The sequence below is a fragment of the Rubrivirga marina genome, assembly GCF_002283365.1.
Classification (GTDB): domain Bacteria; phylum Bacteroidota; class Rhodothermia; order Rhodothermales; family Rubricoccaceae; genus Rubrivirga; species Rubrivirga marina.
In genome coordinates, this window is sequence record NZ_MQWD01000001.1 from 3,629,908 (window position 1) to 3,652,752 (window position 22,845).

14 protein-coding genes are annotated in these 22,845 nt (G+C 71.2%); 6 read left to right on the top strand and 8 right to left on the bottom strand.

Features of this window, described 5'->3' with window-relative positions; genetic code table 11:
• Window positions 1-211 precede the first annotated feature (211 nt).
• Complete coding sequence (locus BSZ37_RS15415) at window positions 212-2,689, top strand: Calx-beta domain-containing protein (RefSeq protein WP_095511410.1); 2,478 nt, start codon at window positions 212-214, stop codon at window positions 2,687-2,689.
• Window positions 2,690-2,729: 40 nt separating this feature from the next.
• On the opposite strand, the gene BSZ37_RS15420 is transcribed toward BSZ37_RS15415, so the two are convergent.
• The 3 genes from BSZ37_RS15420 to BSZ37_RS15430 form a co-directional block, all read right to left on the bottom strand.
• Window positions 2,730-4,316 (bottom strand): AbgT family transporter, encoded by a 1,587-nt coding sequence (locus BSZ37_RS15420; RefSeq protein WP_095511411.1) that lies wholly within the window; start codon window positions 4,314-4,316, stop codon window positions 2,730-2,732.
• A gap of 147 nt (window positions 4,317-4,463) precedes the next feature.
• Window positions 4,464-6,977: a serine/threonine-protein kinase gene (locus BSZ37_RS15425; RefSeq protein WP_095511412.1), complete on the bottom strand. Its 2,514-nt coding sequence runs from the start codon at window positions 6,975-6,977 to the stop codon at window positions 4,464-4,466.
• Window positions 6,978-6,979: 2 nt separating this feature from the next.
• A complete protein-coding gene (locus tag BSZ37_RS15430) occupies window positions 6,980-7,540 on the bottom strand; it encodes an ECF-type sigma factor (protein ID WP_179299675.1) in 561 nt (186 codons plus the stop codon).
• A gap of 250 nt (window positions 7,541-7,790) precedes the next feature.
• On the opposite strand from BSZ37_RS15430, the gene BSZ37_RS21610 reads away from it, so the two are divergent.
• The 4 genes from BSZ37_RS21610 to BSZ37_RS15455 all read left to right on the top strand — a co-directional run bounded on the left by BSZ37_RS21610 (window position 7,791) and on the right by BSZ37_RS15455 (window position 13,326).
• Window positions 7,791-8,474: a helix-turn-helix transcriptional regulator gene (locus tag BSZ37_RS21610; RefSeq protein ID WP_218830526.1), complete on the top strand. Its 684-nt coding sequence runs from the start codon at window positions 7,791-7,793 to the stop codon at window positions 8,472-8,474.
• Window positions 8,475-8,921: 447 nt separating this feature from the next.
• Window positions 8,922-11,216 (top strand): cohesin domain-containing protein, encoded by a 2,295-nt coding sequence (locus tag BSZ37_RS15445; RefSeq protein ID WP_179299677.1) that lies wholly within the window; start codon window positions 8,922-8,924, stop codon window positions 11,214-11,216.
• Window positions 11,217-11,616: 400 nt separating this feature from the next.
• Window positions 11,617-12,588 carry a hypothetical protein gene (locus tag BSZ37_RS15450; RefSeq protein WP_095511415.1) on the top strand — a complete coding sequence of 324 codons (972 nt, stop codon included), beginning with the start codon at window positions 11,617-11,619 and terminating at the stop codon, window positions 12,586-12,588.
• A 255-nt stretch (window positions 12,589-12,843) separates the two neighbouring features.
• A complete protein-coding gene (locus BSZ37_RS15455; protein ID WP_095511416.1) occupies window positions 12,844-13,326 on the top strand; it encodes an SLATT domain-containing protein in 483 nt (160 codons plus the stop codon).
• A gap of 63 nt (window positions 13,327-13,389) precedes the next feature.
• Here BSZ37_RS15455 and BSZ37_RS15460 read toward each other — a convergent pair whose 3' ends face one another.
• The 5 genes from BSZ37_RS15460 to BSZ37_RS15480 all read right to left on the bottom strand — a co-directional run bounded on the left by BSZ37_RS15460 (window position 13,390) and on the right by BSZ37_RS15480 (window position 21,338).
• Window positions 13,390-14,583, bottom strand: a complete 1,194-nt coding sequence (locus BSZ37_RS15460) for a thiolase family protein (RefSeq protein WP_095511417.1) — start codon at window positions 14,581-14,583, stop codon at window positions 13,390-13,392.
• Window positions 14,584-14,631: 48 nt separating this feature from the next.
• Complete coding sequence (locus BSZ37_RS15465) at window positions 14,632-17,058, bottom strand: 3-hydroxyacyl-CoA dehydrogenase/enoyl-CoA hydratase family protein (protein WP_095511418.1); 2,427 nt, start codon at window positions 17,056-17,058, stop codon at window positions 14,632-14,634.
• 63 nt (window positions 17,059-17,121) lie between these two features.
• Window positions 17,122-18,522 (bottom strand): acyl-CoA dehydrogenase family protein, encoded by a 1,401-nt coding sequence (locus BSZ37_RS15470; RefSeq protein ID WP_095511419.1) that lies wholly within the window; start codon window positions 18,520-18,522, stop codon window positions 17,122-17,124.
• Between the two features lie 235 nt (window positions 18,523-18,757).
• A complete protein-coding gene (locus tag BSZ37_RS15475) occupies window positions 18,758-20,641 on the bottom strand; it encodes an AMP-dependent synthetase/ligase (protein WP_095511420.1) in 1,884 nt (627 codons plus the stop codon).
• A 73-nt stretch (window positions 20,642-20,714) separates the two neighbouring features.
• Entirely contained in the window at window positions 20,715-21,338 is a 624-nt protein-coding gene (locus tag BSZ37_RS15480) for a TetR/AcrR family transcriptional regulator (protein ID WP_218830527.1), read from the bottom strand.
• A 146-nt stretch (window positions 21,339-21,484) separates the two neighbouring features.
• Between BSZ37_RS15480 and pepT the strand changes: the two genes are divergently transcribed.
• Window positions 21,485-22,801, top strand: a complete 1,317-nt coding sequence (pepT, locus tag BSZ37_RS15485; protein ID WP_179299678.1) for a peptidase T — start codon at window positions 21,485-21,487, stop codon at window positions 22,799-22,801.
• Window positions 22,802-22,845: the final 44 nt, after the last annotated feature.

The following is a 22,845-nucleotide window of genomic DNA, read 5'->3' on the forward strand; positions in this document are numbered from 1 at the left end:
TACATGGTGTACAGGGGCCCGGCTCGCGTGGTCCACCCGAAGCTGTCGCCTAGCCCCAACTGGGGCAAGCCCCCACTCCCGAGTAGGGCCATCGAGGAGGGGCCTCTGCCTGCCCTCGGCACGCGTCATCTGGGGCCATCGGACGGGCTACGACGACGTCGAGGACGCGGTATTCTGGCGTCCTCTGTGAGGACCGCCCTTTCGCTCGCCAATGCTCCGCTCGCTCCACATCGCCCTCGCGGCGTTCGCCCTCACGGCCTCGGTCGCTGCCCAGCCGACTCCGTACATCGCCGGGCTGACCGATCCGTACGCTCTGATCCAGCTCGAAGACGGCCGCGTCCTCGTGTCGGAGTACCTCTCGGGTGAGGTGTCGGTGATCTCGAATGCAAACGGGGTCGCCCTCCCCCAGGCCGATCTGTTCATCGACGGCCTCGTGTTTCCGGCCGGCCTCGTCCAGCTCGCTGACGGGCGCGTCCTCGTCGCCGAGGCCGGAGGGGGCGTCGCCGTCATCTCCGACACGGACGCCCAGCCGCTCGCCGACCCGGTCCCGTTCATCCCCAGCCTGAAAGGGGCGCTCGGCCTGCTCCGGCTCGACGACGACCGCGTCCTCGTCGCGGAGTCGTTCCGCGGCCGGGTCGCCGTGATCTCGGGCGGCGGCGGCGTCCCCCGCGTCAATCCGCGGACGTTCCTGAACCAACTGCAGGACCCGGAGGGGATCGTCCAGCTGGCCGACGGCCGCGTCCTCACGTCCGAGTACAGCGGGGGCAGCGTCAGTGTCCTGTCCGACACCGAGGCGAACCCGCTCAGTGCGCCCGAGCCCTACGTCGGCGGCCTCGACAGCCCGTCCGGCCTGATCCAGCTGGCCGACGGCCGGGTCCTCGTCGCAGACATCGAGGCGGGCCGGGTCGCCGTGCTCTCCGACACCGACGGCGACCCGCTCGACGAGGCCGAGGACTACGTGACCGGCCTCGCGCAGCCGGCCGGGCTCCTCCAACTGGCCGACGGTCGCGTCCTCGTCGCCGAGGGCGACGCCGGACAGGTCACGGTGATTGGCGGAAGCAGCGGAGGAAGCGAGGTCCCGGTCTCGTTCGCCGCAGCCACGCTGTCGGCCGCCGAGGACGCCGGGTCCGTCGACCTCGTCGTCGAGGTCGACGGCCAGCCGGACCTCCCGGGCACCGTCACGGTCACGCTCACGAGCGGCGACAGCGCCGACCTCGACGGGTTCACCGCGGCCTCCGTCTCTGTGAGCAGCGCGGGGTCGTACACCGTCTCGATCCCCATCACCGACGACGCCCTCGCCGAAGACGACGAGTCGTTCCGGTTCGCGCTCTCGGTCTCGAACGCCCCTGGCGCGGAGTCGCCGCTCACCGTGATGTCCCCCTCCAACGCCACGCTCGTCCTGACCGACGACGACCTCGTGACGGCGACCGTCCCCACCGGTGTGGGACCGTTCCTGTTCGCCGCACCGGTGGGCGGGCTCGCCGCCAGCGATGTCACAGCCGAGGTCGGAGGGCCCGTCTACGTGTACGACGCCGCGGCCGACGCCTTCGTCGAGGCCAAGGACGACGCGGTGTTCTCGCGCGGCCAAGCGCTCCTCGTGACGACCGACGGCGACGACCTCACGCTCGCCGGCGGCCCCGGGCCGAGCGTCCTCTCATTCGAGACGGACCCGGACGACGCGGGCCATGTCCTCGCGGTCGTCGGCAACCCGACGGATCACCCCGTCGCGCTGGGCGCCTTCGACGTCGATGGCGGCGCGGTGACGGACATCGTCCTCGTGTTCGACGCGGACGGCGGCGCGTTTCGGCCCGTCTCGCTCGGAGGCCTCGCCGACGACGGGCCCCTCGTGCTCCGCCCCTATGAGGTCGCCGTCCTCCGGGTCGCGCCGGCCGAGGCTCCCGAGACCGTCACCGTCACGCTCGACCCCGAAGTCGGTCCTACCGAGGGGACGCCCCTGGCGGATGCCCCATTCGCCCCGACCGAGGGAGAGACTGCGGTGGTCCTCGCCCTCTCGGGCGGGCCTGGCATCGGAGACACGGCCGCGCTCCGGTTCGGCGTCGACGACCGCGAGCTCGACGCGCTCGACGTCGTCAGCCCGCTCGGGGCGACGCTCGCCTCGGCCCCCCTCCCCGCCGCCCGGTTCGCGGCGGTCTCGCTCGGGAGCCTCTCCTTCGATCCCGTCACGGTTCCGCTCACCGTCACCGTGCCCGAGGCCGGCACGTACGAACTCGTGCTCGCTGCCGACCCTGGCCGCGTCGACGACGCCCCGGTCGTCGTCCTGTTGAGAGACGAATCGTCGGGCTCCGCAACGCGGGGGCTCGGGGTCGACGTTCCCTACGAGTTCGAGGTCGCGGAGGGGGAGGACCTGGCTGGACGGTTCTCCATCGAGGTGGCTCTTGGCGCGACCCCCGCGGTCGAAAGCGAGGTCCCCCCCTCGACGCTCGACGTCTGGCCGAACCCGTCGCCCGGCGGCGTGTCCGCTCGCCTCCTCACGCCCGCGAGCCCGCAGGTCCGCGTGGTGGTGTACGACGCGCTGGGCCGTGAGGTCGCCGTGCTCCACGACGGGCCGACGGCGGGCGACGTCCAGGCCCACGTGCCCGCCGGCCGGCTGTCGCCGGGGGCCTATGTCGTCCGTGCGACGGGGAACGGGGTCGCCCTGACACGCACGCTGACGGTCGTCGGTCGGTAACCCCGCTCGGCCCGCCTCGGCGCCGAGGCGGACGGGGCGGCTAGGGCGCGGTCGGGGCCGACGGCAGGACGTACTCGACGGTGGCCCCCGGCCCGAGCGGGATCTCGAAGGCGACCCACACGCCGACCAGCGCCAGCCCCACGATCAGCAGGCCGAACGAGTACGGGACCATCAGCGCCGCGAGGCTCCCCAGCCCGAACTCCTTCTGCCACCGCTGGCAGAAGATGAGGATGAGCGGGAAGTACACCATCAGCGGCGTGATGATGTTGGTCGCCCCGTCGCCGACGCGGTAGGCCGCCGTCGTCATCTCGGGGCTGATGCCGACGAGCATGAGCATCGGCACGAGGACCGGCGCGAGGAGCGCCCACTTCGCGCTGGCCGAGCCGACGAACAGGTTGATCACGCCCGTAAAGACCACGATCAGCATGAGCAGCAGCGGCGTCGGCAGCGCCATCTGCTCCAGCGCGTTCGCGCCGTGGACCGCCGTGATGAGGCCGAGGTTCGACCACGCGAACATGGCCACGAAGTGGGCCGCGGCGAACGCCAGCACGAGGTAGTAGGCGAGGTCCTCCATCGCCCCCGACATCATCTTGACGATGTCGCGGTGGCTCTCGACGACGCCGACGGCCACGCCGTACGCCCAGCCCGCGGCCAGGAACAGGACGAGGAAGCCGGCCACGAGCGAGCGGTAGAACGGCGAGAGCCGGGCCTCCGGTGAAGCCGCCTCGTCGATGAGCGGCGTCCCCGGCCCGAGCGTGAGGAACGCCCAGACGCCGACGACGGCGAGCGTCGCCAGCCCGGCCCAGCGGAGCCCCTTCCGCTCGTCGGCCGTGATCTCCTGGTCGGCGTCGGGGTCGTCGGCGTGGTCGCCCTCGGGGACGTAGCCGCCCAGGCGCGGCTCGATGACCTTGTCCGTCACGTACCAGATGACCGGGATCGCGACGAAGACCATGGCCGCGATGAAGTACCAGTTGCCGGCGATGTTGGCGTCCCACGTGGGCACGAGCGCCTCGACGGCCTCCTCGGTGATCCCGAAGAGGAGCGCGTCGAGCTGGCCGGGCAACAGGTTGGCCGAGAACCCTCCCGAGACGCCGGCGAACGAGGCCGCGATGCCCGCGATCGGGTGCCGCCCGGCGGCGTAGTAGATCACGGCGGCGAGCGGGATCAGGACCACGTAGGCCGCGTCGGCGGCCAGGTTGCCCATCATGGCCACGAGCGCGACGACCGGCGTCAGCCACGTCGTCGACGCGTTGCGGACGGCGGCGCGCATGGCCGTCGAGAACAGCCCGGTCCGTTCGGCGACGCCCGCCCCGAGCATCACGACGAGCACGTACCCCAGCGGGTGGAAGTGCGTGAACGTCGTCGGCATCTCGACCCAGAGCCGCTGGATGTTCGCGGCCGAGAGCAGGCTCTCCGCCGCGATGACCAGCGGCGCGCCGTCCTCACCCGTCGCCGTCGGGTGGAGCGCCGACCAGTCGAGCCCAGCCGCGATTAGGCTCACAGCGATGAGCCCCCCGATGAGGTAGAAGAACAGGAAGACCGGGTCGGGCAGTTTGTTACCGACGCGTTCGATCCAGCCGAGGAAGCCAGTCTGGGGGTCGGCGGAAACGGCGGGTGTTGAGCTCATCGGGCCGAGGCGAGAAGTCCTGGGGGAACCCCCGAGGATACCAACGCGCGCCGGGCCGCCCCACTCGGCGGCGACCCCGCGCCGACTCGCCCTGCCTCGGCGCCGAGGCGGGGCAGGCGGCCTGAGTGCCGTGCCCCTGCGAAGGCCTCACTCGCCTGATGCCCGTAGTCCCGCCCAGGCCCTGGCCACGGCGCGCGCGTCCGCTCGCCCCCGGGCGCTGGGGGAGGAGTAGAGGGCGACCGCCCGTCGGTAGGCCGGCCCGGCGTCCCGGCGAGCCCCCCGCTGCTGGAGCGCTGCCCCGAACTCGAGGTACGCGTCAGCCAGCCAGAGGGAATCGACCCCCACGGGGGCCGGTCTCAAGGCCGTGCGGGCGGCAGACTCGGCTCCGTCGGAATCCCCCTGGAGATTGCGGACACGGGCCAAGCTCGCGTACTCCCGCACCTGGAGCGGGCTCCCGGGACCGAACCCGGCGATGGACGAGTCGAGGTACGTCTCCGCGTCGCGGTACAGGCCGGCCGACTCGTAGCTCCTCGCCACGAAGCTGTACCCCGACGCCGTCCGGTTGTGGCTCGTGCCGAGACGGCGTCGGTGCCCCTCGACGGACCTCTTGAGCGTCGGGATCGAGGCCTCGTACTCGCCGTTGACCCACTGGAGGTGGCCGAACTGACCGATCGCCGTCGCCGTCCGGACGTGGTCGGCGCCGTAGGTCTTCTCCGCGAGAGCCGTCACCTGCCGCATCGCCGCGAGTCCCTCCTCGGTGCGCCCGGCGGCGGCCAGGGAGCTGGCGAGCTCGTTCAACGCCCGCTCCTTCATCCACGGGACCCCTGCCGCCTCCGCAGCCGCGACGGCGCGCTCCGCCCACACGATCGCCTCATCGATGTAGCGGGGCCTCCCGCCGGTGTAGCCGGCCTCCCGGTAGCACCAGGAGAGGTCGCGCGTCAGGTCGAACAGGACGTCGCGCTCGTTCGGGTTGCCGCTGGCCAGGGCCACGCCGGCCAGGAAGACGGGGATCGCGTCGGCGTACTGCTGGGTGACCCCGTAGAGCCGTCCGAGTTCGTAGTGCGCGAGCATCCGGTCCTGTACGGAGAGGGTCGTCTGGCCGGCCAGGTCCACCGCCATGGTCAGGAGCGAGTCGGCCAGGGAGATGTCCCCGACGTCGCGGTACGTCCGTCCCAGGATGGTCAGGAGGTAGGCCCGCAACGCGGGGGACTCGATGGCCTCCACCCGCTCGAGGCCGAGGTCCAGCACGTCCTGCGCCGACACGACGGTGCCGTTGGTGGACTCGGGGTCCGCCGTGCCGAACAGGCCGGCCAGAAGGTCCGAGGCCTCCCGCGCTCGGACCGAGGCTTCCTCCGCCGCCGCGCGCGCGCGGCGCTCCTTCGTCAGGGCGGAGAGCGACACGCCGAGTCCCGCGACGAGCGCGACGAGCGCGACGGCCACCGCCAACGCCGACGCCCGGTGGCGGCGAACGAACCGGCCGACCACGTAGGCATGGGAATCCCTCCGGGCCTCGACGGGCTGTCCCGCCAGGTGGCGCTCGAGGTCGGCCGCGAGGTCCGCGGCGCTGGCATAGCGACGGGCCGGATCCGGATGGAGAGCTCGAAGGCAAATCGTGTCGAGGTCGCCCCGGAGGGCGCGGGAGGTCCGGGCGGCTCCCGGTAGGGCAGCCCTGCGTCGGGCGGCCGTCGAGGGGGCCCCGACGAGACGCGAGGGCCACGTGGGCTCGGTCGTCGCGGGACCCGGGGTGACAGCGTCGTCGTGGGGCCGGCGGCCCGTCAGCAACTCGTACAGGAGCGCCCCGAGCCCGTACACGTCGGCCGCCGTCGTCACCGTCGCCATCGGCTCGTAGAGCTCGGGCGCTGCGTAGGCCGGCGTGAGGAGGCGGATTCCGGTCCGCGTCAGCGGGAACGCGCCCGAGCCAGGCTCCCCGGCCTCGTCGAGGAGCTTCGCGATCCCGAAGTCGAGGACGACGGGCTGGGGGAGCGGGCTCCCCCCGGGCCCGTCCCGCTCGGCGACGAGGACGTTCGACGGCTTGAGGTCGCGGTGGACGACGAACCGGCGGTGGGCGTGGTCGACGGCCCGGGCCACCTCGGCCATCAGCCCCACCCGCTCCCGGACGCCGAGGTCCTGAGCGTCGGCGTAGGCCGTGATCGGGAGGCCGTCGACGAACTCGGTCACGAGGTACGGGACGCCGTCGTCGGTCTCGCCCCCGTCGACCAGCCGCGCGATGCCGGGGTGGTCGAGCGTGGCGAGGAGGTCGCGTTCCCGTCTCAGACGGGCCATCACGTCTGCGCCCGCGAGTGCCAGCGACTGGCGGACGACTTTGACGGCCACCGTCTTGTCGAACGCGCCGTCGGCCCGGTGGGCCCGGTAGACGCGGCCCATCCCTCCCTCCCCTACGAGCTCCTCGATCCGGTACGGGCCGACGCGGACGCCCTCGGCCACGGCCGGCACGGGATCGGTGGCCACCAGCGACCCGACGACCTCTTCCGGACGATCGAGCAGGGGGAAGTCGCGCGCCGCGTCGCGGAGGAGCGGGTCCAGCGCGTCGCGAACCGCGGGGTTGAGCGTCGCGAGGTAGGCATCCCGCTCCTCTCCGTCGAGGTCGAGGGCTCGGTCGAACGCCGCGTCGACGGCAGTCCAGTCGGGGGAGACCTGCATCCTCAGCAGAGGTCGGCGCGGAGGTAGGCTCGCGCCCGGGCCCAGTGGCGCGTGACCGTCCGCCGCGACACCCCCATCACCTCGGCGACCTCGGTCATCTCAAGCCCCCCGAAAAAGCGGAGCTCGACCAGCTGCGCCAGGCCGGCGTCCCGCTCCGCCAGCCGGTGCAGCGCCCCGTCGAGCGCGAGGACCTGGTCCGCCGCGGTTTCCTCGTCGCCGACGACACCGTCGAGGTCGGGAACGAGCGTGATCGGGCGGTCCGCACCGCCCCGCTTAGCGGCGTTCCGAGCCCGAGCCCGATCGCAGAGGATCTGGCGCATGGCCCGGCTCGCCACGGCCAGGAAGTGGGAGCGATCGGCCCACTCGTCCGAGTCGAGCAGCTTGAGGTAGGCCTCGTGCACGAGGCCCGTCGCCGAGACGGTCACGACCCCGGGCTCGGCGCTGATGCGGGCCTGGGACAGGCGCCGGAGCTCGTCGTAGACGTGCCGGAAGAGGAAGTCGGAGGCCCGATCGTCTCCGCCGCGCGCGGCGGAGATCAGGGCGGTCGTGTCATGCGTCCGCACGGGGACCGAGGGGTGTGAGCTCAATGTCAACATAACGTCTCGTGAGGGCGCCTCCCGGGGCCGAGTTCCAAGTCGTGTGGAGGGGGTGTCTCACCTGGGTCAGGTTTTCCGCTTCCTGGGTGGCTCCCCCTCCAACCCCGTGCAGGTCCCGTCCTCCAGCGCCCCTCCCCCATCGAACGGCCGCCCCCTCGGCCCGGATGCCCTCGACGTCGGTGGCGAGGACTCCACGGAGCGACCGCTCATCCTCATCGTGGGAGAAGACGAAGGCCTTCGAGAGGAACTCCGCTCCCGCATCGCGTGGACTTACCGCGTCGAGGAGGCTCACTGTGGTCCTGCCGGCATCGAGCACGCCCTGTCCGTGCTCCCGGACCTCGTGCTCGTGGACGTGACCATCCCCGACGCCGACGGCATCGCGCTCCTGGCGACCCTCCGCGACGACGGACGGACGCGGCACGTGCCAGTCATCCTCCTCTCCGCCGGCGCACCCCACGACCAGGCTGCCGACGTGCTCGGGCTCGCCGCCGGCGTCGCGGGGCTCGTTACCGACTGGGAGCCGCTTCTGAGTCTCCCCGCCTCGGCGATCGGCCCGCCCCTCCCGCCCCAGGACCAGTCATTTCTCGAGCGGGTCGACGACGCGATCCGCACCCACATGGGATCCCCCAGCTTCGGGGCCCGCGCGCTGGCCGAGGCGGTCTCAGTGAGCCCGCGCCAGCTCCGACGCCGACTCGCCGAGCTCACCGGGGAATCGCCCGCGGGCCACGTTCGCCGCATCCGCCTTGAGCGGGCCGCCGCGCTGCTCCGCGACGGGGCGATGAGCGTCAAGGAGGTCTCCTACGCGGTCGGGTTCGCCAGCACGTCCGGGTTCCGGGCTGCCTTCCGCGAGGCCCACGGCGTCGCGCCCTCGGAGTTCGGTCGCGAGGTCTTCTCGTCATGACCCGAGACCTGTCGACTCATCCGCGCACCGACGTCGTCTGCGTCGGGGTGTCCGATCTGCGGCGGCGTTTGTCCGCTGTGCGGCGGTGGGCGAGCGGCGCGGTGGGTCCCGCCTCGACTAGGCTCCCTGGCCTCCCCCACATGTCACCTTCCGCTGGGTGTCCGCCTTCACGCTCCGCCCAACAGGCCGGTGGTCTCCCTAGTCCCAGAGCCCCTCTATCGCCGCGGTATCCGTGGTCTCGGTGGGTCGCCTTCTGGCTGCCCGCCTCAGAGGGGGGAGCCCTCCCCGGGCTGGGTTGCCCGCCGGCGTGACTCCGACTCCAAGCCCCCTCTCGCACTCACCGGCCGTGCCCCAGCACGGTCTTCATCTACGGCCCTCGTGGCCCTCGACCTCACCCTCATGACGATCTCTGTACGCTCTCTCTCACGGTTAGCGGCCCTCGCGCTGATGGCCCTCGTCGTAGCCCCCGTCGCGCTCGCCCAGAGCGGGACCGTCGCCTCCAACAGCTACGCCCCCCCCTCCGGCCTCAGCGACGTGGCGTCCATCTCTGCGGGGTACTACCACGGGCTCGCACTGAAGACGGACGGGTCCGTCGTCCAGTGGGGGGGCACCTCAAACGGGCAGGGATCGCCCCCCGCCGGCCTCAACGCCGTCGCCGTCGACGCCGGGCACTTCCATAGCCTCGCGCTCCGATCGGATGGGACCGTCGTCGCCTGGGGGAGCAACAGCAACGGGCAGAGCACGGTCCCGAGCGGCCTCTCCGACGTGGTCGCGGTCTCCGGCGGGTCTTATCACAGCCTCGCACTGAAGTCGGACGGCACGGTCGTCGGCTGGGGGGGCCGCACGTTCGGAGAGGCCACGCCGCCGGCTGGCCTCACCGACGTCGTCGCGATCGAGGCGGGAGGCGTCATGAGCCTCGCCCTCAAGGCGGATGGCACGGTCGTCCAGTGGGGGCACAGCGGCTACGGAACGCCCCCCAGCAGCCTCGCCGGCGTGGTCTCCATCGCCGCCGGGGAGTTCCACGGGCTCGCCCTCAAGGCCGACGGGACCATCGTCGGCTGGGGGTACAGCGAGGGCTACGGCGCGGAGACGGCGCCCGCAACCCTCACCGACCCCGTCGCGATCTCGGCCGGACAGAGCTTCAGCATCGGGCTCAACAGCGACGGGACCATCGTCGGGTGGGGGTATCCCGGCGGCTTCAGCGGGATGACGACGCTCTCGGGCGTCCGGAGCCTCTCGGCGGGCCGGGGCTTCACGCTCGCCCTCTATGGCGAGACGCCGCCCCTCCCGACGACTCCCGGCGGCGGTGGCGGCGGCAGCAGTGAGTCGGCCCTCGCCATCGGCTCGTCGGCCTCGGTGTACTGGCCGACGGACACGGCCGAGATCGCCGTCGACGCCGCCGCCGCCGACGGGCTCCTCGCCCTCTCGGCCGTCCTCGGCTACGACCCCGCCCGCCTCGACTACGACACCGGGTCGCTCGAGGCCGGCGCCCTCTTCACCGACGGGTCGCCCCAGGCGTTCGCCCAGGACTTCCCCGAGGCGGGCACCCTCGACTGGACGACGGGCCGCACAGTCGGGACCGCGACCGGCGACGGGTCCGTCGCGACGGTCACGTTCTCGATCGACGACCTCGCCGCCCCCGGCTGGGCCCCGTTCACGCTCGACCGCGTCGACGCCATCGACGACGCCGGTGCCGAGTTCACCTTCGACGAGGTCGGAGGCGGGCAGTTCATGATCGGCGGCGTGTGGCCGGGCGACCTCAACAACGACTGCACGGCCAACTACCTGGACGGCCTCGCCATCCTTGCCGACTATAACGCGACCGGCGCGGCCCGCCCCGGTGATCGCGACATCGCGTGGGGGGCCAAGGCGTTCTCCCCGTGGGGCGGCTCGTCGGCCGCGCCTGAGTTCCTACGGAGCTTCATGGACGGCGACGGGAACGGGACGCTCGACTACCGCGACGCCCTCCCGGTCCTCCTCAACTACAACGAGACCCACGAGGCCGAGACAGGCTGCGTCGCGCCCGCGTCGGCCGCCCGGTTCGCGGGCACGGTCGATCGCACGGCGGGCGCGGCTTCAGTCGCCCTCAACGGGGCGGTCGGATCGACCGTCGCCTTCGACCTGGCGCTCTCCGAGCCGGCCGCCGAGCTCCTCGGCGTCGGCATCCAACTCCGGTTCGGAACGAGCGGCGCGACGGTCACGAGCGTCGAGCCCGGCTCGCTCTTCACGCCGGCCATCAGCATCGTCCACATTGAGGACGGCGTGGCCGAGGCCGCGTTCGGCCAGGCCGGCCCTGACGCCGCGATCTCCGGCGAGGGCACGCTCGTCCGCGTCGTGGCTCGGATTGACGCGCCGGACGCGGCCGTCGAGATCGCCGGCCTCCACCTCTCGACGGTGAGCGGCGGGACGACCGCGCTCGACCCGGCCGCGGGTGGCGTGACGGTCTCCGAGTCCCAGCCGGTGGCCAACGAGGACGCGGCCGGCGGCGCCCTCGACGTGGCCCTCGCCCCGAACCCGGCCCGCGCCGCGGCTCACGTCGCGCTGACCGCGCCGGAGGCCGGGGCGGTCACGGTCCGTGTGTTCGACGCGCTCGGCCGGCAGGTGGCCGCCGTCGACCAGACGGTCCCGGCGGGCTCGACCCGGTTCGAGCTTCCGATCGACGCGCTCGCCCCGGGCGTGTACGTCGTCCGCGTCGCCGGCTTCGGCCAAGCGACCAGCCGGACCCTGACGGTCGCCCGCTAACCCGGTTCGACAGGGACGGTACGCCACGGGCCCGCCCCTCCTCGGAGGGGCGGGCCCGCGCGCCTGAGGCCCTCCGCCTCGACGCCGAGGCGAGGGAAGCCGGGCGAGCGGCGGAGGGTCTCGAAGACGCCCGAGGGACCCACCCCACCGCCCACGCGCACCGTGACGATGCGATAGTGCGAGCCACGACGCCTCGTCTACCGGGCCGGTGACGCTGCGCTCGCGCCGCGCATCCTCCCAATCGCGGATCACGTGACGACGGCGCTCCTCACGGACGACAAAAAAGTTCGGCGGGGCTGGCCGCCCGTCCGGCCCGTTCTCGCTTGTGGACTAGCAGACAGCTGTGCTGCTCCGCCCCGCCCTCTGGTGGAACGGTCTTCTCATCACACCCCAACGATTGATGCTCCGCACCCTCCTTGTTGCCGCTCTCGCCTCCGTTGCCCTGCCCGCTCTCGCACAGTCAGGCGAGTCCTCGGTCGCGCTTCGCTCCGACACCGGCACGTACCTCGCGCGCTGCTACGGCTGCGTCCCCGGAAACGACAACTCCCCGACGAACGTCGCGACCGTCCACGAGGAGGCGGGCGACCCGGCGGCCCTGCCCGCCCACGCCCGGTTCGCCATCGTCCCGCAGCCCGACGGCCGGGTCGCCCTCCGGACCGACTCCGGCAACTACATGGCGCGGTGCGCCGGCTGCACGCCCGAGGTCCGCTACGCGGAGGTGAACGACGTCGCCTTCGTCCACGTGAGGCAGCCCTCGGAGGGGCCGTGGGCGCTGTTCACGATGACCCAGATGCCGAACGGGAAGTACACCTTCCAGTCGGACAACGGCCGGTACCTCGCCCGCTGCAACAACTGTGTCGTAGGCAGCCTCCAGCCCGACGTGGCCATGATGCACGAGACGAACCCCGACTCGCCGTGGGCGCAGTGGGACGTGGTCCAACTAGGTGGGGGCGCCTCCGGCGACGAAAGCGCGGCCGCGGAAGAGAGGATCACGATCGACGGGACGGAGGTCCTGACCGGCGCCGTCCAGGTCACGCTCCAGTGGAACGCCCCCGTCGACCTTGACCTCTTCGTGACCGACCCGAACGGGGACGAGGTCTCGTACATCAACACGAGCGTGCCGTCTGGCGGGGTCCTCGACGTTGACGCCCGTGCGTCGTGCGCGGCGACACCTGAGACGGTCGAGAACATCGTATGGCAGACGAACCCGCCCCAGGGCACATACGGCGTCCGGGTCAACTACTACACCGCGTGCGACGAGGGCCCCGTGCCCTACACCGCGACGCTCCGGCGCGGCGGCCAAGTCGTCGAGACGTGGACCGGCACCCTCAACGTTGGTGAGTCAGCCGATCACACCTTCATGGCCCAGTAGCCCACCCGGCCGGCCGCCTCGCTCTCCGTAGCGGGCATGGAGGGACGACACGCAGCGGGCCCGCTCTTCTCAGGAGGAGCGGGCCCGTCGTTGTTTAGCTCCTCCGCCTCGGCGGCTCCGTGGAGCGACCGAGGCGGCGGGGTTGAATCTACCGGCGGAGGTTCTTGAACAGGGCCGAGGCGCCCATCCCGCCCCCCGATGACGCCATCCTGTCACCGCACGAGCGTATCCTCACGTCCCCTCGTTCACCGTGCCATGTCGCCCCCTCCACCGTCCCTGCTCTTGGAGAAATGGTACCGACGTGCGTGGATCGCCCTGAACGCCCATTTCGACGCCTCCCATTCGCGGTCGACTGCCGATCGGTGGATGGTCGGCCTAGCCGCGTTCCTCTCAGCGATAGTCGCCGCCCTCGTCGGGTCCACTCTCGTCGACACGGGAGCGTTGGACGCCAGCCTGAAGTGGGTGATCGTCATCGCGAGCGCCGGCGCCGCCGGGCTGACGGCGCTCGCGACGCAGCTCCAGTACGGCAAGCAAGCGGCGGCCCACCGGGAAGCCGCCAGCGCCTACCAGAAGATCGCTGGCCGCATCGAGCAACTTGTTCTCAGCGACCGCCCCATCACGGACGAGGACGTCGCCGGGATCCGGGACCAAATCGACGACGTCGAGAGCAGGGCGCCAGCCATTCCCGAGCGGTTCCGCAAGCGGTACCGGGACAAGTACACGCCGCTCGGCGCCTGACGCCCGCGGCGGGGGCGCCCGCCTCGGTCGCTCCGGAGAGCCGCCGAGGCGGACGGAACTGACTCAGCGGCGGAGGTTCTCGAAGACCGCCGAGGCGCCCATCCCGCCCCCGATGCACATCGTCACGATGCCGTAGCGCGACCCGCGGCGCTCCATCTCATGGAGGAGCGTCGCCGTCAGCTTGGCGCCGGTGCAGCCGAGCGGGTGGCCCAGCGCGATGGCCCCGCCGTTGACGTTGACCTTCTCCTGCGGGATGTCGAGCTCGCGGAGGATCGCCAGCGACTGGCTCGCGAACGCCTCGTTGAGCTCGATGAGGTCGATGTCCTTGAGGTCCATCCCGACCTGCTTGAGCACCTTCGGGATCGACTCCATCGGCCCGATCCCCATGATCTCGGGGGCCACGCCGGCGACGGCGAACCCGAGCATCTTGGCCATCGGCTCGGCCTCGAGCTCGTCGACGAGCTTCTTCGAGAGGATGACCGAGGCGGCCGCGCCGTCGTTCATCTGCGACGAGTTGCCGGCCGTCACGCTGCCGCCCTGCTTGAACGCGGGGCGCAGCTGGGCGAGCGCCTCCAACGAGGTCCCCGCGCGCGGGCCCTCGTCGGTGTCGTGCGTGTACGAGATCTCCGTCGCCTCGCGGGCGTCGGCGTCGTAGACGGTCTGCGTGACCTCGACGGGCACGATCTCGGCCTCGAACCGGCCGCTCGCGATCGCGTCGAGCGCCCGCTCGTGGCTCTGGAGCGCGAACGCGTCCTGCGCCTCGCGCTCGACGTTGAACTTCGAGGCCACGTTCTCGGCCGTGATCCCCATCGACGTGTAGAAGTCGGGGTCGTCCTCGGCGAGCTGCGGGTCGGGGGCGAAGTAGAACCCGCCCATCGGGACCGACGACATCGACTCGACGCCGCCGGCGACGACCGCGTCCATCTGGCCCATGGCGACGGAGTTGTAGGCCTGGGCGATGGTCTGGACGCCCGACGAGCAGAACCGGTTGACGGTCACGCCCGGCACGGAGTCCGGCATCTTGGCGATCTGGGCGATGGCCCGCGCCATGTTGTTCCCCTGCGGGCCCTCGGGGTAGGCGCACCCGATGATGACGTCGTCGATCATGGCAGGGTCGAGCCCCCTCACGCGCTCGAGCGCGCCGGTCACGGCCGTCGCGCCGAGGTGCTCGGGGCGGACGTCCTTGAGGGCGCCCTTCTTGGCTTTCCCCACCGGCGTGCGCACGGAGGAGACGATGTAGGCTTCGTTGACTTGCATATCTGTAGAGTCGCGTGCCGCTGGCGGACGCTGCCGCCAGCCGACGGCTTAGTTGCGGAGCGGCTTGTTGGTCGTGAGGATGCTCTGGATGCGGGCCTGCGTCTTCTCCTCGCCGAGGAGCGAGAGGAACACCTCGCGCTCGAGCTCGAGGAGGTAGTCCTCGTGGACGAAGGCCGGCTGCGTGAGGTCACCGCCGGTCATGACCCAGGCGAGCCGCTGGCCGAGGTACTTGTCGTAGTCCGAGACGTAGTCGCCCTCGCGGAACTGGTGGAGCGCGGCGTCGAACTGGGCCCGGCCCGGCGCGCCGAGCACGTGGACGTTCGTCCGCACCGGCGGCGGGAGGTAGCCCTGCTCGCTGAGCCGGACGACCTCCTGCTTGGCCACGTGGAACCGCCGCGCGTCGTTCATCACGATGATGGCGTCGTCGCCGACGAAGTTCATCTCGCGGGCCTGCTGAGCACTCTCGGCGACCTTCGCCATCGCGATCTGCTCGAAGTGCTGGCGCAGGACCGACTGGATCTCGTTGACGTAGTCGGAGCCGGCGAGCTCAGCGGCCTTGGCCGTCATCATCGTCGTGCCGGCGCCGCCTGGGATGAGGCCCACGCCGAGCTCGACGAGACCCATGTACGTCTCGGCCGCCAGGACGGGGTGCGGGCAGGCGATCGTCATCTCGCAGCCGCCGCCGAGCACGCGCTGGTGCGTCGTGACCACGACCGGCTTCTCGGCGTAGCGGATCCGGAGGACGGCCCGCTGGAAGCTCTCGATAAAGGGCTCGAGGTCACTCACCTCCCCCATCGCCATGGCCATCACGACCTCGCCGAGGTTGGCGCCGACGGAGAAGTTGTTCCCCTCGTTGCCGATGATCATGCCGCGGAGGTCGCGGTCGTCCTCCACCTTGGCGATCGCCTCCATGAGCCCGGAGATCACCTCCTGGCCGAGGCTGTTCGACTTGGACCGGAACTCGAAGAGAGCGACGCCATCGCCCACGTCGAGGAGCGCGGCCTCGTCGTTCTGCCAGAGCGTGTTGTTCTCGTCCTCCTTGAGGTAGGTCAGCCCCCACTCGTCCGCCGGGCGCGGGTCGGCCTGGTAGTCGCCTGAAGCGGGCGTCCAGACCTCGGGAATGCCGGCCTCGGTGTCGCGGTAGAACCCCTCGGCAGGCACGTCGGCGACCCAGTCGGGCACCTCGATGCCGTCCTCCTGGAGGGCGTCGCGGACAGCGTCGATGCCGAGCGTGTCCCAGATCTGGTACGGCCCCATCTCCCAGCCGAAGCCCCACTGGAGCGCGCGGTCGATGTTCGAGGGCGAGTCCGAGATCTCGGGCGTCCGGCGGGCCGTGTAGCCGATGAGGTCGAGCGTGGTCGACCGGAAGAACTGGCCGGCCTTCCCGTCGTCGGCCCAGAGCGCCTTCAGACGCTCCGGCAGGTCGCCGGCCTTCTTGAACGGCGACACGTCGAACCCGAGCTCCGCAGGGTCCTCGTACTCCATCGTCTCGGGGTTGAGCGACTTGATCGTCTTCCCCTCCTTCTTGTAGAAGCCCTCCTTCGACTTGGCGCCGAGCCGCTTCAGGTCCACGAGCCGCTGGAGGACGTTCGGGACCTGGAACCGCTCGCGGGACTCGTCCTCCGGAATCGCCTCGTAGAGGTTGGCCGTGACGTGGCGGAGCGTGTCGAGGCCGACCACGTCGGCCGTGCGGAACGTGGCGCTCTTGGCGTGCCCGATGAGCGTGCCCGTGAGCGCGTCGATCTCCTCGATCGAGAAGTCGCCGGTCTCGAACTGCTCGACGGCGCCGAGCATGGCGTACGTCCCGATCCGGTTGCCGATAAAGTTCGGCGTGTCCTTGGCCACCACGATCCCCTTGCCAAGGTGGACGCGGGCGAACGACGACACGCGCGCCATCACCTCCGGATCGGTGTCCTCGGTCGGGATGACCTCGAACAGCTTGAGGTAGCGCGGCGGGTTGAAAAAGTGGGTCCCGAGGAAGCGCCGCTTGAACGCGTCCGAGCGGCCCTCGGCGATCTGACCGATCGGCAGGCCCGACGTGTTGGTCGAGATCACCGCCGTGTCGCTGGCGGCCGCCTCGATCCGCTCCATCACCTGCTGCTTGATGCCCATCCGCTCGACCACGACCTCGATGACCCAGTCGGCCTCGGCGATCTTGTCGAAGTCGTCGTCGAAGTTGCCGAGCGCGATCCGGCTCTGGGCGTCTTCCGACATGAACGGGTCCGGCTTCATCCGGGTCGCGTCCTTGAAGGCGCCCTCGACGAGGTCGTTCTTCTTCCCCTCGCGGCCGATCGACTCGGGCGTGACGTCGAGGAGGAGCACGTCGAGGCCGGCGTTCGCGAGGTGGGCGGCGATCTGGCTGCCCATGACGCCGGCACCGAGGACGGCGGCGGTCTTGAACGGCTTGTGGGCCCAGAACGGCGTCTCGGCCGTGCCAGCGTCGGTGCCGTTGGAGGTGAGGGTCGGGGTTTCCATCGGGTCGGAGGAAGAGATCAGAGGAATCGGAGCGCGGGCGGCGCGGGCCGCCCGCGGAAAGGGCTAGACGAAGGCGCCGAGGCCGGTGACGTGGCGGCCGACGATGAGGGAGTTGATCTCGTTCGTGCCCTCGTAGGAGTAGATGGCCTCCGTGTCGGCGAAGGCGCGGGCGACGTGGTTGTCGATGAGGATGCCATTGCCCCCGTGGAGGTCGCGGGCGAGCGCCACGACGTCGCGGCAGCGGGCGGCGGTGTAGACCTTGGCGAGCGACGCCTGCGCGTCGGTCATCCGGCCGGCGTCTTGGAGCTGGCTCAGCCGGAGGCACATGGTCTGGAGCGCCGTCACGTTGCCGAGCATGTGGACCAGCTTGTCCTGGATGAGCTGGAACTGGGCGATCGGCCGGCCGAACTGGAGGCGCGTCGTGGCGTAGCGCTGGCTCCGCTCGTAGGCCCCCATCGCGCAGCCAACGGCCTGCCACGCCACGCCCGCCCGCGTCAGCTTGAGGACCTCGGCGACATCGGCGAACGAGTCGGCCTTCTGGAGCCGGTCGGAGTCGGGGACGCGGCAGTCGCTCAGCGTGATGAGGCCGTTCTCGACGGCCCGGAGCGCGATCTTGCCGCGGATCTTCTCGACGGAGTAGCCCTCGTGGCACTGGGGCTGGACGAGGAAGCCCTTGACCTGGCCGTCGGCCTCGTCGCGCGCCCAGATCACGACGACGTCGGCGAACGTCGCGTTGCCGATCCACTTTTTCTGGCCGTTCAGGACCCACTCGTCGCCCTCCCGCCGGGCCGTCGTCGTGACGCCCCCGGCGATGGCGCTGCCCACCTCGGGCTCGGTCAGGCCGAAGGCGCCGATCACGTCCCACGCGCGCATCTTGGGCAGCCACTCGGCCTTCTGCTCGTCGCTGCCGCAGACGAGGACCGACTGCATCGCGAGGCCGGAGTGGACGCCGAAGAACGTCGCCGTGCTCACGTCGACGCGCGCGATCTCCATCGTGAGGAGCCCCTCCATCACGGAGCCGTTGGGCTCGCGCGTCTCGAGGTCCTCGCCGTAGATCGCGGTCAGGAGGTCGAGCTTCTGAAAGCCCGGGACGAGCACGTCGAGCGGCGTCCGGTCGCCCAACCACGCCTCGTTGATGACGGGCTCGACCCCCTCCTCCATGAACCGGCGGAGCTCGGCCATCTTGGCCCGCTGCGCCTCTGAGATCAAGCCGTCGATGTCGAAAAAGTCGCCGTCGGGTGCGGGCGGCTCGTAGGCGGCGGGGCCGGCTGCCGCGCGTTCGAGGCCCTTGAGCGAGGCCGCGACGGCCGCCTCGTCCATCTGGCCAAACGCGGCCGCCAGCCGGTCGAGGTCGACGCCCGAGGCGGAGAGGGCCGCAAGCGCTTCCGGGGAGGCGGCGGGCGCGGCGGCCGGGGCCGAGGTGCCGTCCCCCGAGGCGCCGGGGGTGGAGACGGTGGGGTCCATGGCAGGGCGGGCAGGGTGACGAAAGGTTAACACTGTTAAGCCGCCCAGGTTCGCCTGCCGGACCGCCTTTCCGTTGGATGCCGCAGGGCGGCAGCCGTTCCGCGAAGACGAGGATGAGCGTCCCCGTCGGCTCCCCCCCCGGATCCACCCTGCCCGCCGGGGCCCACGTGCGGCCCCGACATCGAACGGGGCGCCGGCGACGTCCGCCGGCGCCCCGAGGTGGAACCGGCCGACGCTAGGCGACGACCGAGGCGCCGCCGTGGCCGCTCGACACCGACGCCTTGTACATGTCGTCGATCGACCCTTCGTACTGCTTGTTGACGGCCCCGCGCTTGACCTTCATGGTCGGCGTTAGGAGTTCGTTCTCGACCGTCATCAGCTCGGGCACGAGGCGGAAGCGCTGGACCTGGCTCCAGTGGTCCATGCCCGCGTTGGCCTCGCTCACGAGCCGCTCGAACTCGGCCTGGACCGTGGGGTCCTTCAGAAGCGCCTCGCCCGACGCCGTCACGCCGTGCTGCCGAGCCCACACCGGCAGCGCCTCCATGTTCGGGAAGATGAGCGCCGTGCAGAACTTCTGGCTGTTCCCCACGACCACGGCCTGCTCGATGAGGGGGCTCTCCGTGAGCGCGTTCTCGATGGGCTGCGGGATGACGTACTTGCCCGTCGACAGCTTGAAGAGGGCCTTCTTGCGGTCCGTGATCTTGAGGAACCCATCGGGCGTGAACTCGCCGATGTCGCCGGTGTGGAACCAGCCGTCGTCGTCGATGACCTCGTCGGTCTTGTCCTGCGCCTTGTAGTAGCCCTGCATGACGTGGGGCCCGCGCGTGAGGATCTCGCCGTCCTCGGCGATGGCCACCTCGACGCCCGCGATCGGCGGCCCGACGGTCCCGGCCTTGTTGAAGCCCGGCCCGTTGGTCGTGATGACCGGGCTCGTCTCGGTGAGGCCGTAGCCCTGGTAGGTCGGGATGCCGAAGGCGTTGAAGGCGTTGGCGAGGTCCTGCCGCAGCGCCGCGCCGCCGACCGAGAGCGCCTTCACGCGCGTGAACCCGAGCCGCTCGCGGAGCTTCGAGTAGACCAGCTTGTCGGCCAGGCCGTGCTGGAGCGCGTCGAGGCCGGCCGGCTCCTTCTGGAGGTCGTAGTGCTGGGCCCGGTCGAAGGCCCACCCGGCGATCTTGGCCTTGAGGCCCTCTGCCTCGGACACGCCGAGGAGGACCTTGTCGAACACCTTCTCGAGCACACGCGGGACCGTCGCCATCATCGTCGGGCGGACGGAGGGGAGGTGCCCGACGAGCTGGTCGGGGTCCGAGTAATAGATCGAGTGGCCCCACGCGACGTTCGCGAACGAGAGCATCCGCGCGTAGATATGGGTCATCGGGAGGAACGTCAGCGCGACCTCCTCCTGGTGGCCCAGCGTCGCGAGTCCCGTGAACGCGGCGTAGCTGTTCGACGAGATATTCTCGTGCGTGAGCATGACGCCCTTCGGCTGGCCCGTCGTGCCGGAGGTGTAGATGAGCGTGGCGAGGTCGCCGGGCTCGATCATGTCGCGGAGCTCGTCGGGCCGGTTCGGGGTCGCCGTCCGGACCCGCTTGCCCTCGGCTCGCAGGTCGTCGAGCGTCATCAGGCGGACGCCCTCGGGCAGCGAGGCGCCACTGCCCGTGCCCTCGGCGAGGATGACCAGCTTGACGTCGGGGACCTGATCGGCCCAGCCGGCGAAGTTGGCCAGCATCTCCTCGTTCGTCACGAACATGGCCTTGGCCTCGCCGTGCGTGGTGACATAGACGAGGTTCTCCGGCGCGTAGGTCGTATAGAGCGGGACGTTGACGATCCCCGCGATGAGCGTCCCGAAGTCGGCCATCGCGAAGTACAGGTCGCTGTCCATGAAGAACGCGACGTGGTCGCCGCGCTCCAGGCCGGAGGCGAGGAGGCCGAGGGCGACCTCGTCGGCCGCGTCGCGGAACGCGCCGTTGGACAGCGTCTGCCAGCCCTCGCCGGCCGGCTGGTTGAACCCGGACGGGTTGGGGTAGCGCTCGACGGCCTCGTCGAGGAGCTCCGGGAGCGTCTTGCCGAGGACGACCCGTCCGTCCGTGTCGGAGGGGGCGGTGTGGATCTGGAGGGCCATGGGGCGAAGTCGGTGAGTCGGAAGGGCTTCCGTTAAACGGGGGAAGATCGTCAGGCGTGTCGGAATGTTCCGATCAGCCGACGGCGAACGGCGCGAGCGACTGACGGACGGCCGCGTCGACGAGGTCGTCGCCGGCGAGGCGAACGTCGACGCGACGCGCGAGGTGGAGCGAGACGAGGCCGTGGAGCGCGGTCCAGAGCACGGCCGAGGCCACGTCGGGCGGGCTCGGCGCCGCGAGCGACCCGTCGGCGATGCCGGCCTCGATGGTCTCGCCGAACAGCTCGACGTTTCGGCGGGCACGGCGGTAGTCCTCGGCCGGGTACCGGGCCATCCGCTCCGGGTGGAGCTGGAACATGACCTCGTAGTATTCCGGGTTGTCGAGCCCGAATCGGACGTAGGCCCGGGAGAGGGCGTCGAGCCGGTCCGGCGGGTCGACGGACTCGTCGGCCGCGTCCGTGAGCGCGTCGTGGAGCCGGTCCATGCCCTCCGAGATGAGTGCGTGCGTGAGCGCGTCCTTGTTCTCGAAATGGAGGTAGATGCTCGTCGCGCTGCACCCGACGGACCCCGCGATCTTTCGCATCGAGAGCGCCTCGTAGCCGTCGGCGACGAGGAGGTGTCTGGCGTGGTCGAGGATGACGCGCCGGAGATCGGCGTCGGTCTCGGCGCGGCGGGCAGGAGCGGTGGCGGGGTCGGGCACGGAATCGGGTGGGGGGGACAAATCTAGCCGCTCCCCGGGTCGATGGAGAAACGATGAGACGTCCGGCGAGGAGCCGCCGCCGCCGGCCCCGCTCGACCGACGGCCCACAGATCGTTCTATCCTCGACCTCCCCTTCTCGATCCGTCATGTCCTCCCCCCTCCCCTGGCGCGACGTCGTGCTCCCGTCCGTCGCCGCGCGGTTCTGCCGCTACGCCGAGGTCTACACGACCTCCGACCCCGCCTCCGACACGTTCCCCTCGACGGAGCGCCAGAAAGATCTCAGTCGGCTCTTGGTCGAGGAGCTGACGGCGCTCGGCCTCGACGCCGAGATGGACGCGTGGGGCTACGTCTTCGCCACGTTGCCCTCTCCCCTGCCTCCTGCCGAGGCGGAGGCCCTGCCCGTCGTCGCCCTCGTCGCCCACGTCGACACGTCGCCGGACGCGCCGGGGGAGAACGTCCGCCCCCAGATCCACCCCGACTACGACGGCGGCCCCGTGACCTTCCCCGCCGCGCCCGACCTCCGGCTCGACGCCGACCGCCAGCCGGCTCTCGCCCGCCACGTCGGCCACGACCTGGTCACGAGCGACGGGACGACGCTCCTCGGCTCCGACGACAAGGCGGGCGTCGCCGCGATCATGCAACTGGTAGAGGACCTCGTACGCGCCGACGAGGACGCCGTCACGATCGGCGAGCGGCCCGCGGCCCGCCCCACGCTCCGGATCCTTTTCACGCCCGACGAGGAGATCGGCAAGGGGACCGACAAGCTGGACCTCGCCCGCCTCGGCGCCGACGTGGCCTACACGCTCGATGGGAGCGGGACCGACGTGCTCAGCGTCGAGACGTTCAACGCGGCCGAGGCCGTGTTCACGGTCGACGGCGTGGGTGTCCATCCGGGCTACGCGAAGGGCGTCATGGTCAACGCCGCGCGCGTCGCCGCCGCGTTCGTCGAGGGCCTGGCCGGCGACCCCGCGCCCGAGACGACGGGCGACCGCGAGGGCTACCTCCACCCGCACACGGTCGACGCCACGACCGAGCGGGCGACGGTCAAGGTCCTCCTCCGCGACCACGACGACGCGGCGATGGACGCCAAGCGCGAGCGCGTCCGCCGGTTGGCCACCGAGATCGGCGAGCGGTTCCCAGGCGCGGGCACGGACCTCACGATCACCGAGAGCTACCGCAACATGCGCTCGTACATCGAGGCCGTCGACCCACGGGCGATCTCCGTCGCCGTCGAGGCCGCGCGGGCGATGGGATTCGAGCCCGAGTTCGAGGCCGTCCGGGGCGGGACCGACGGGGCGCGGCTCTCTGAGAAGGGCCTCCCCTGCCCCAACGTGTTCACGGGCGGCCACGACTTCCACAGCCGGTTCGAGTGGAACACGGTCCAGAACCTCGAGCGGACGCTGGCCTACACTCACGCGCTCGTCCGCCAGTGGGGCGCCGAGGCGAGCGGGGCCGCGGGGTAGCGTCGCCACAGAGGCTTCGCGGATCACGGATCTGCGCGGGCGGT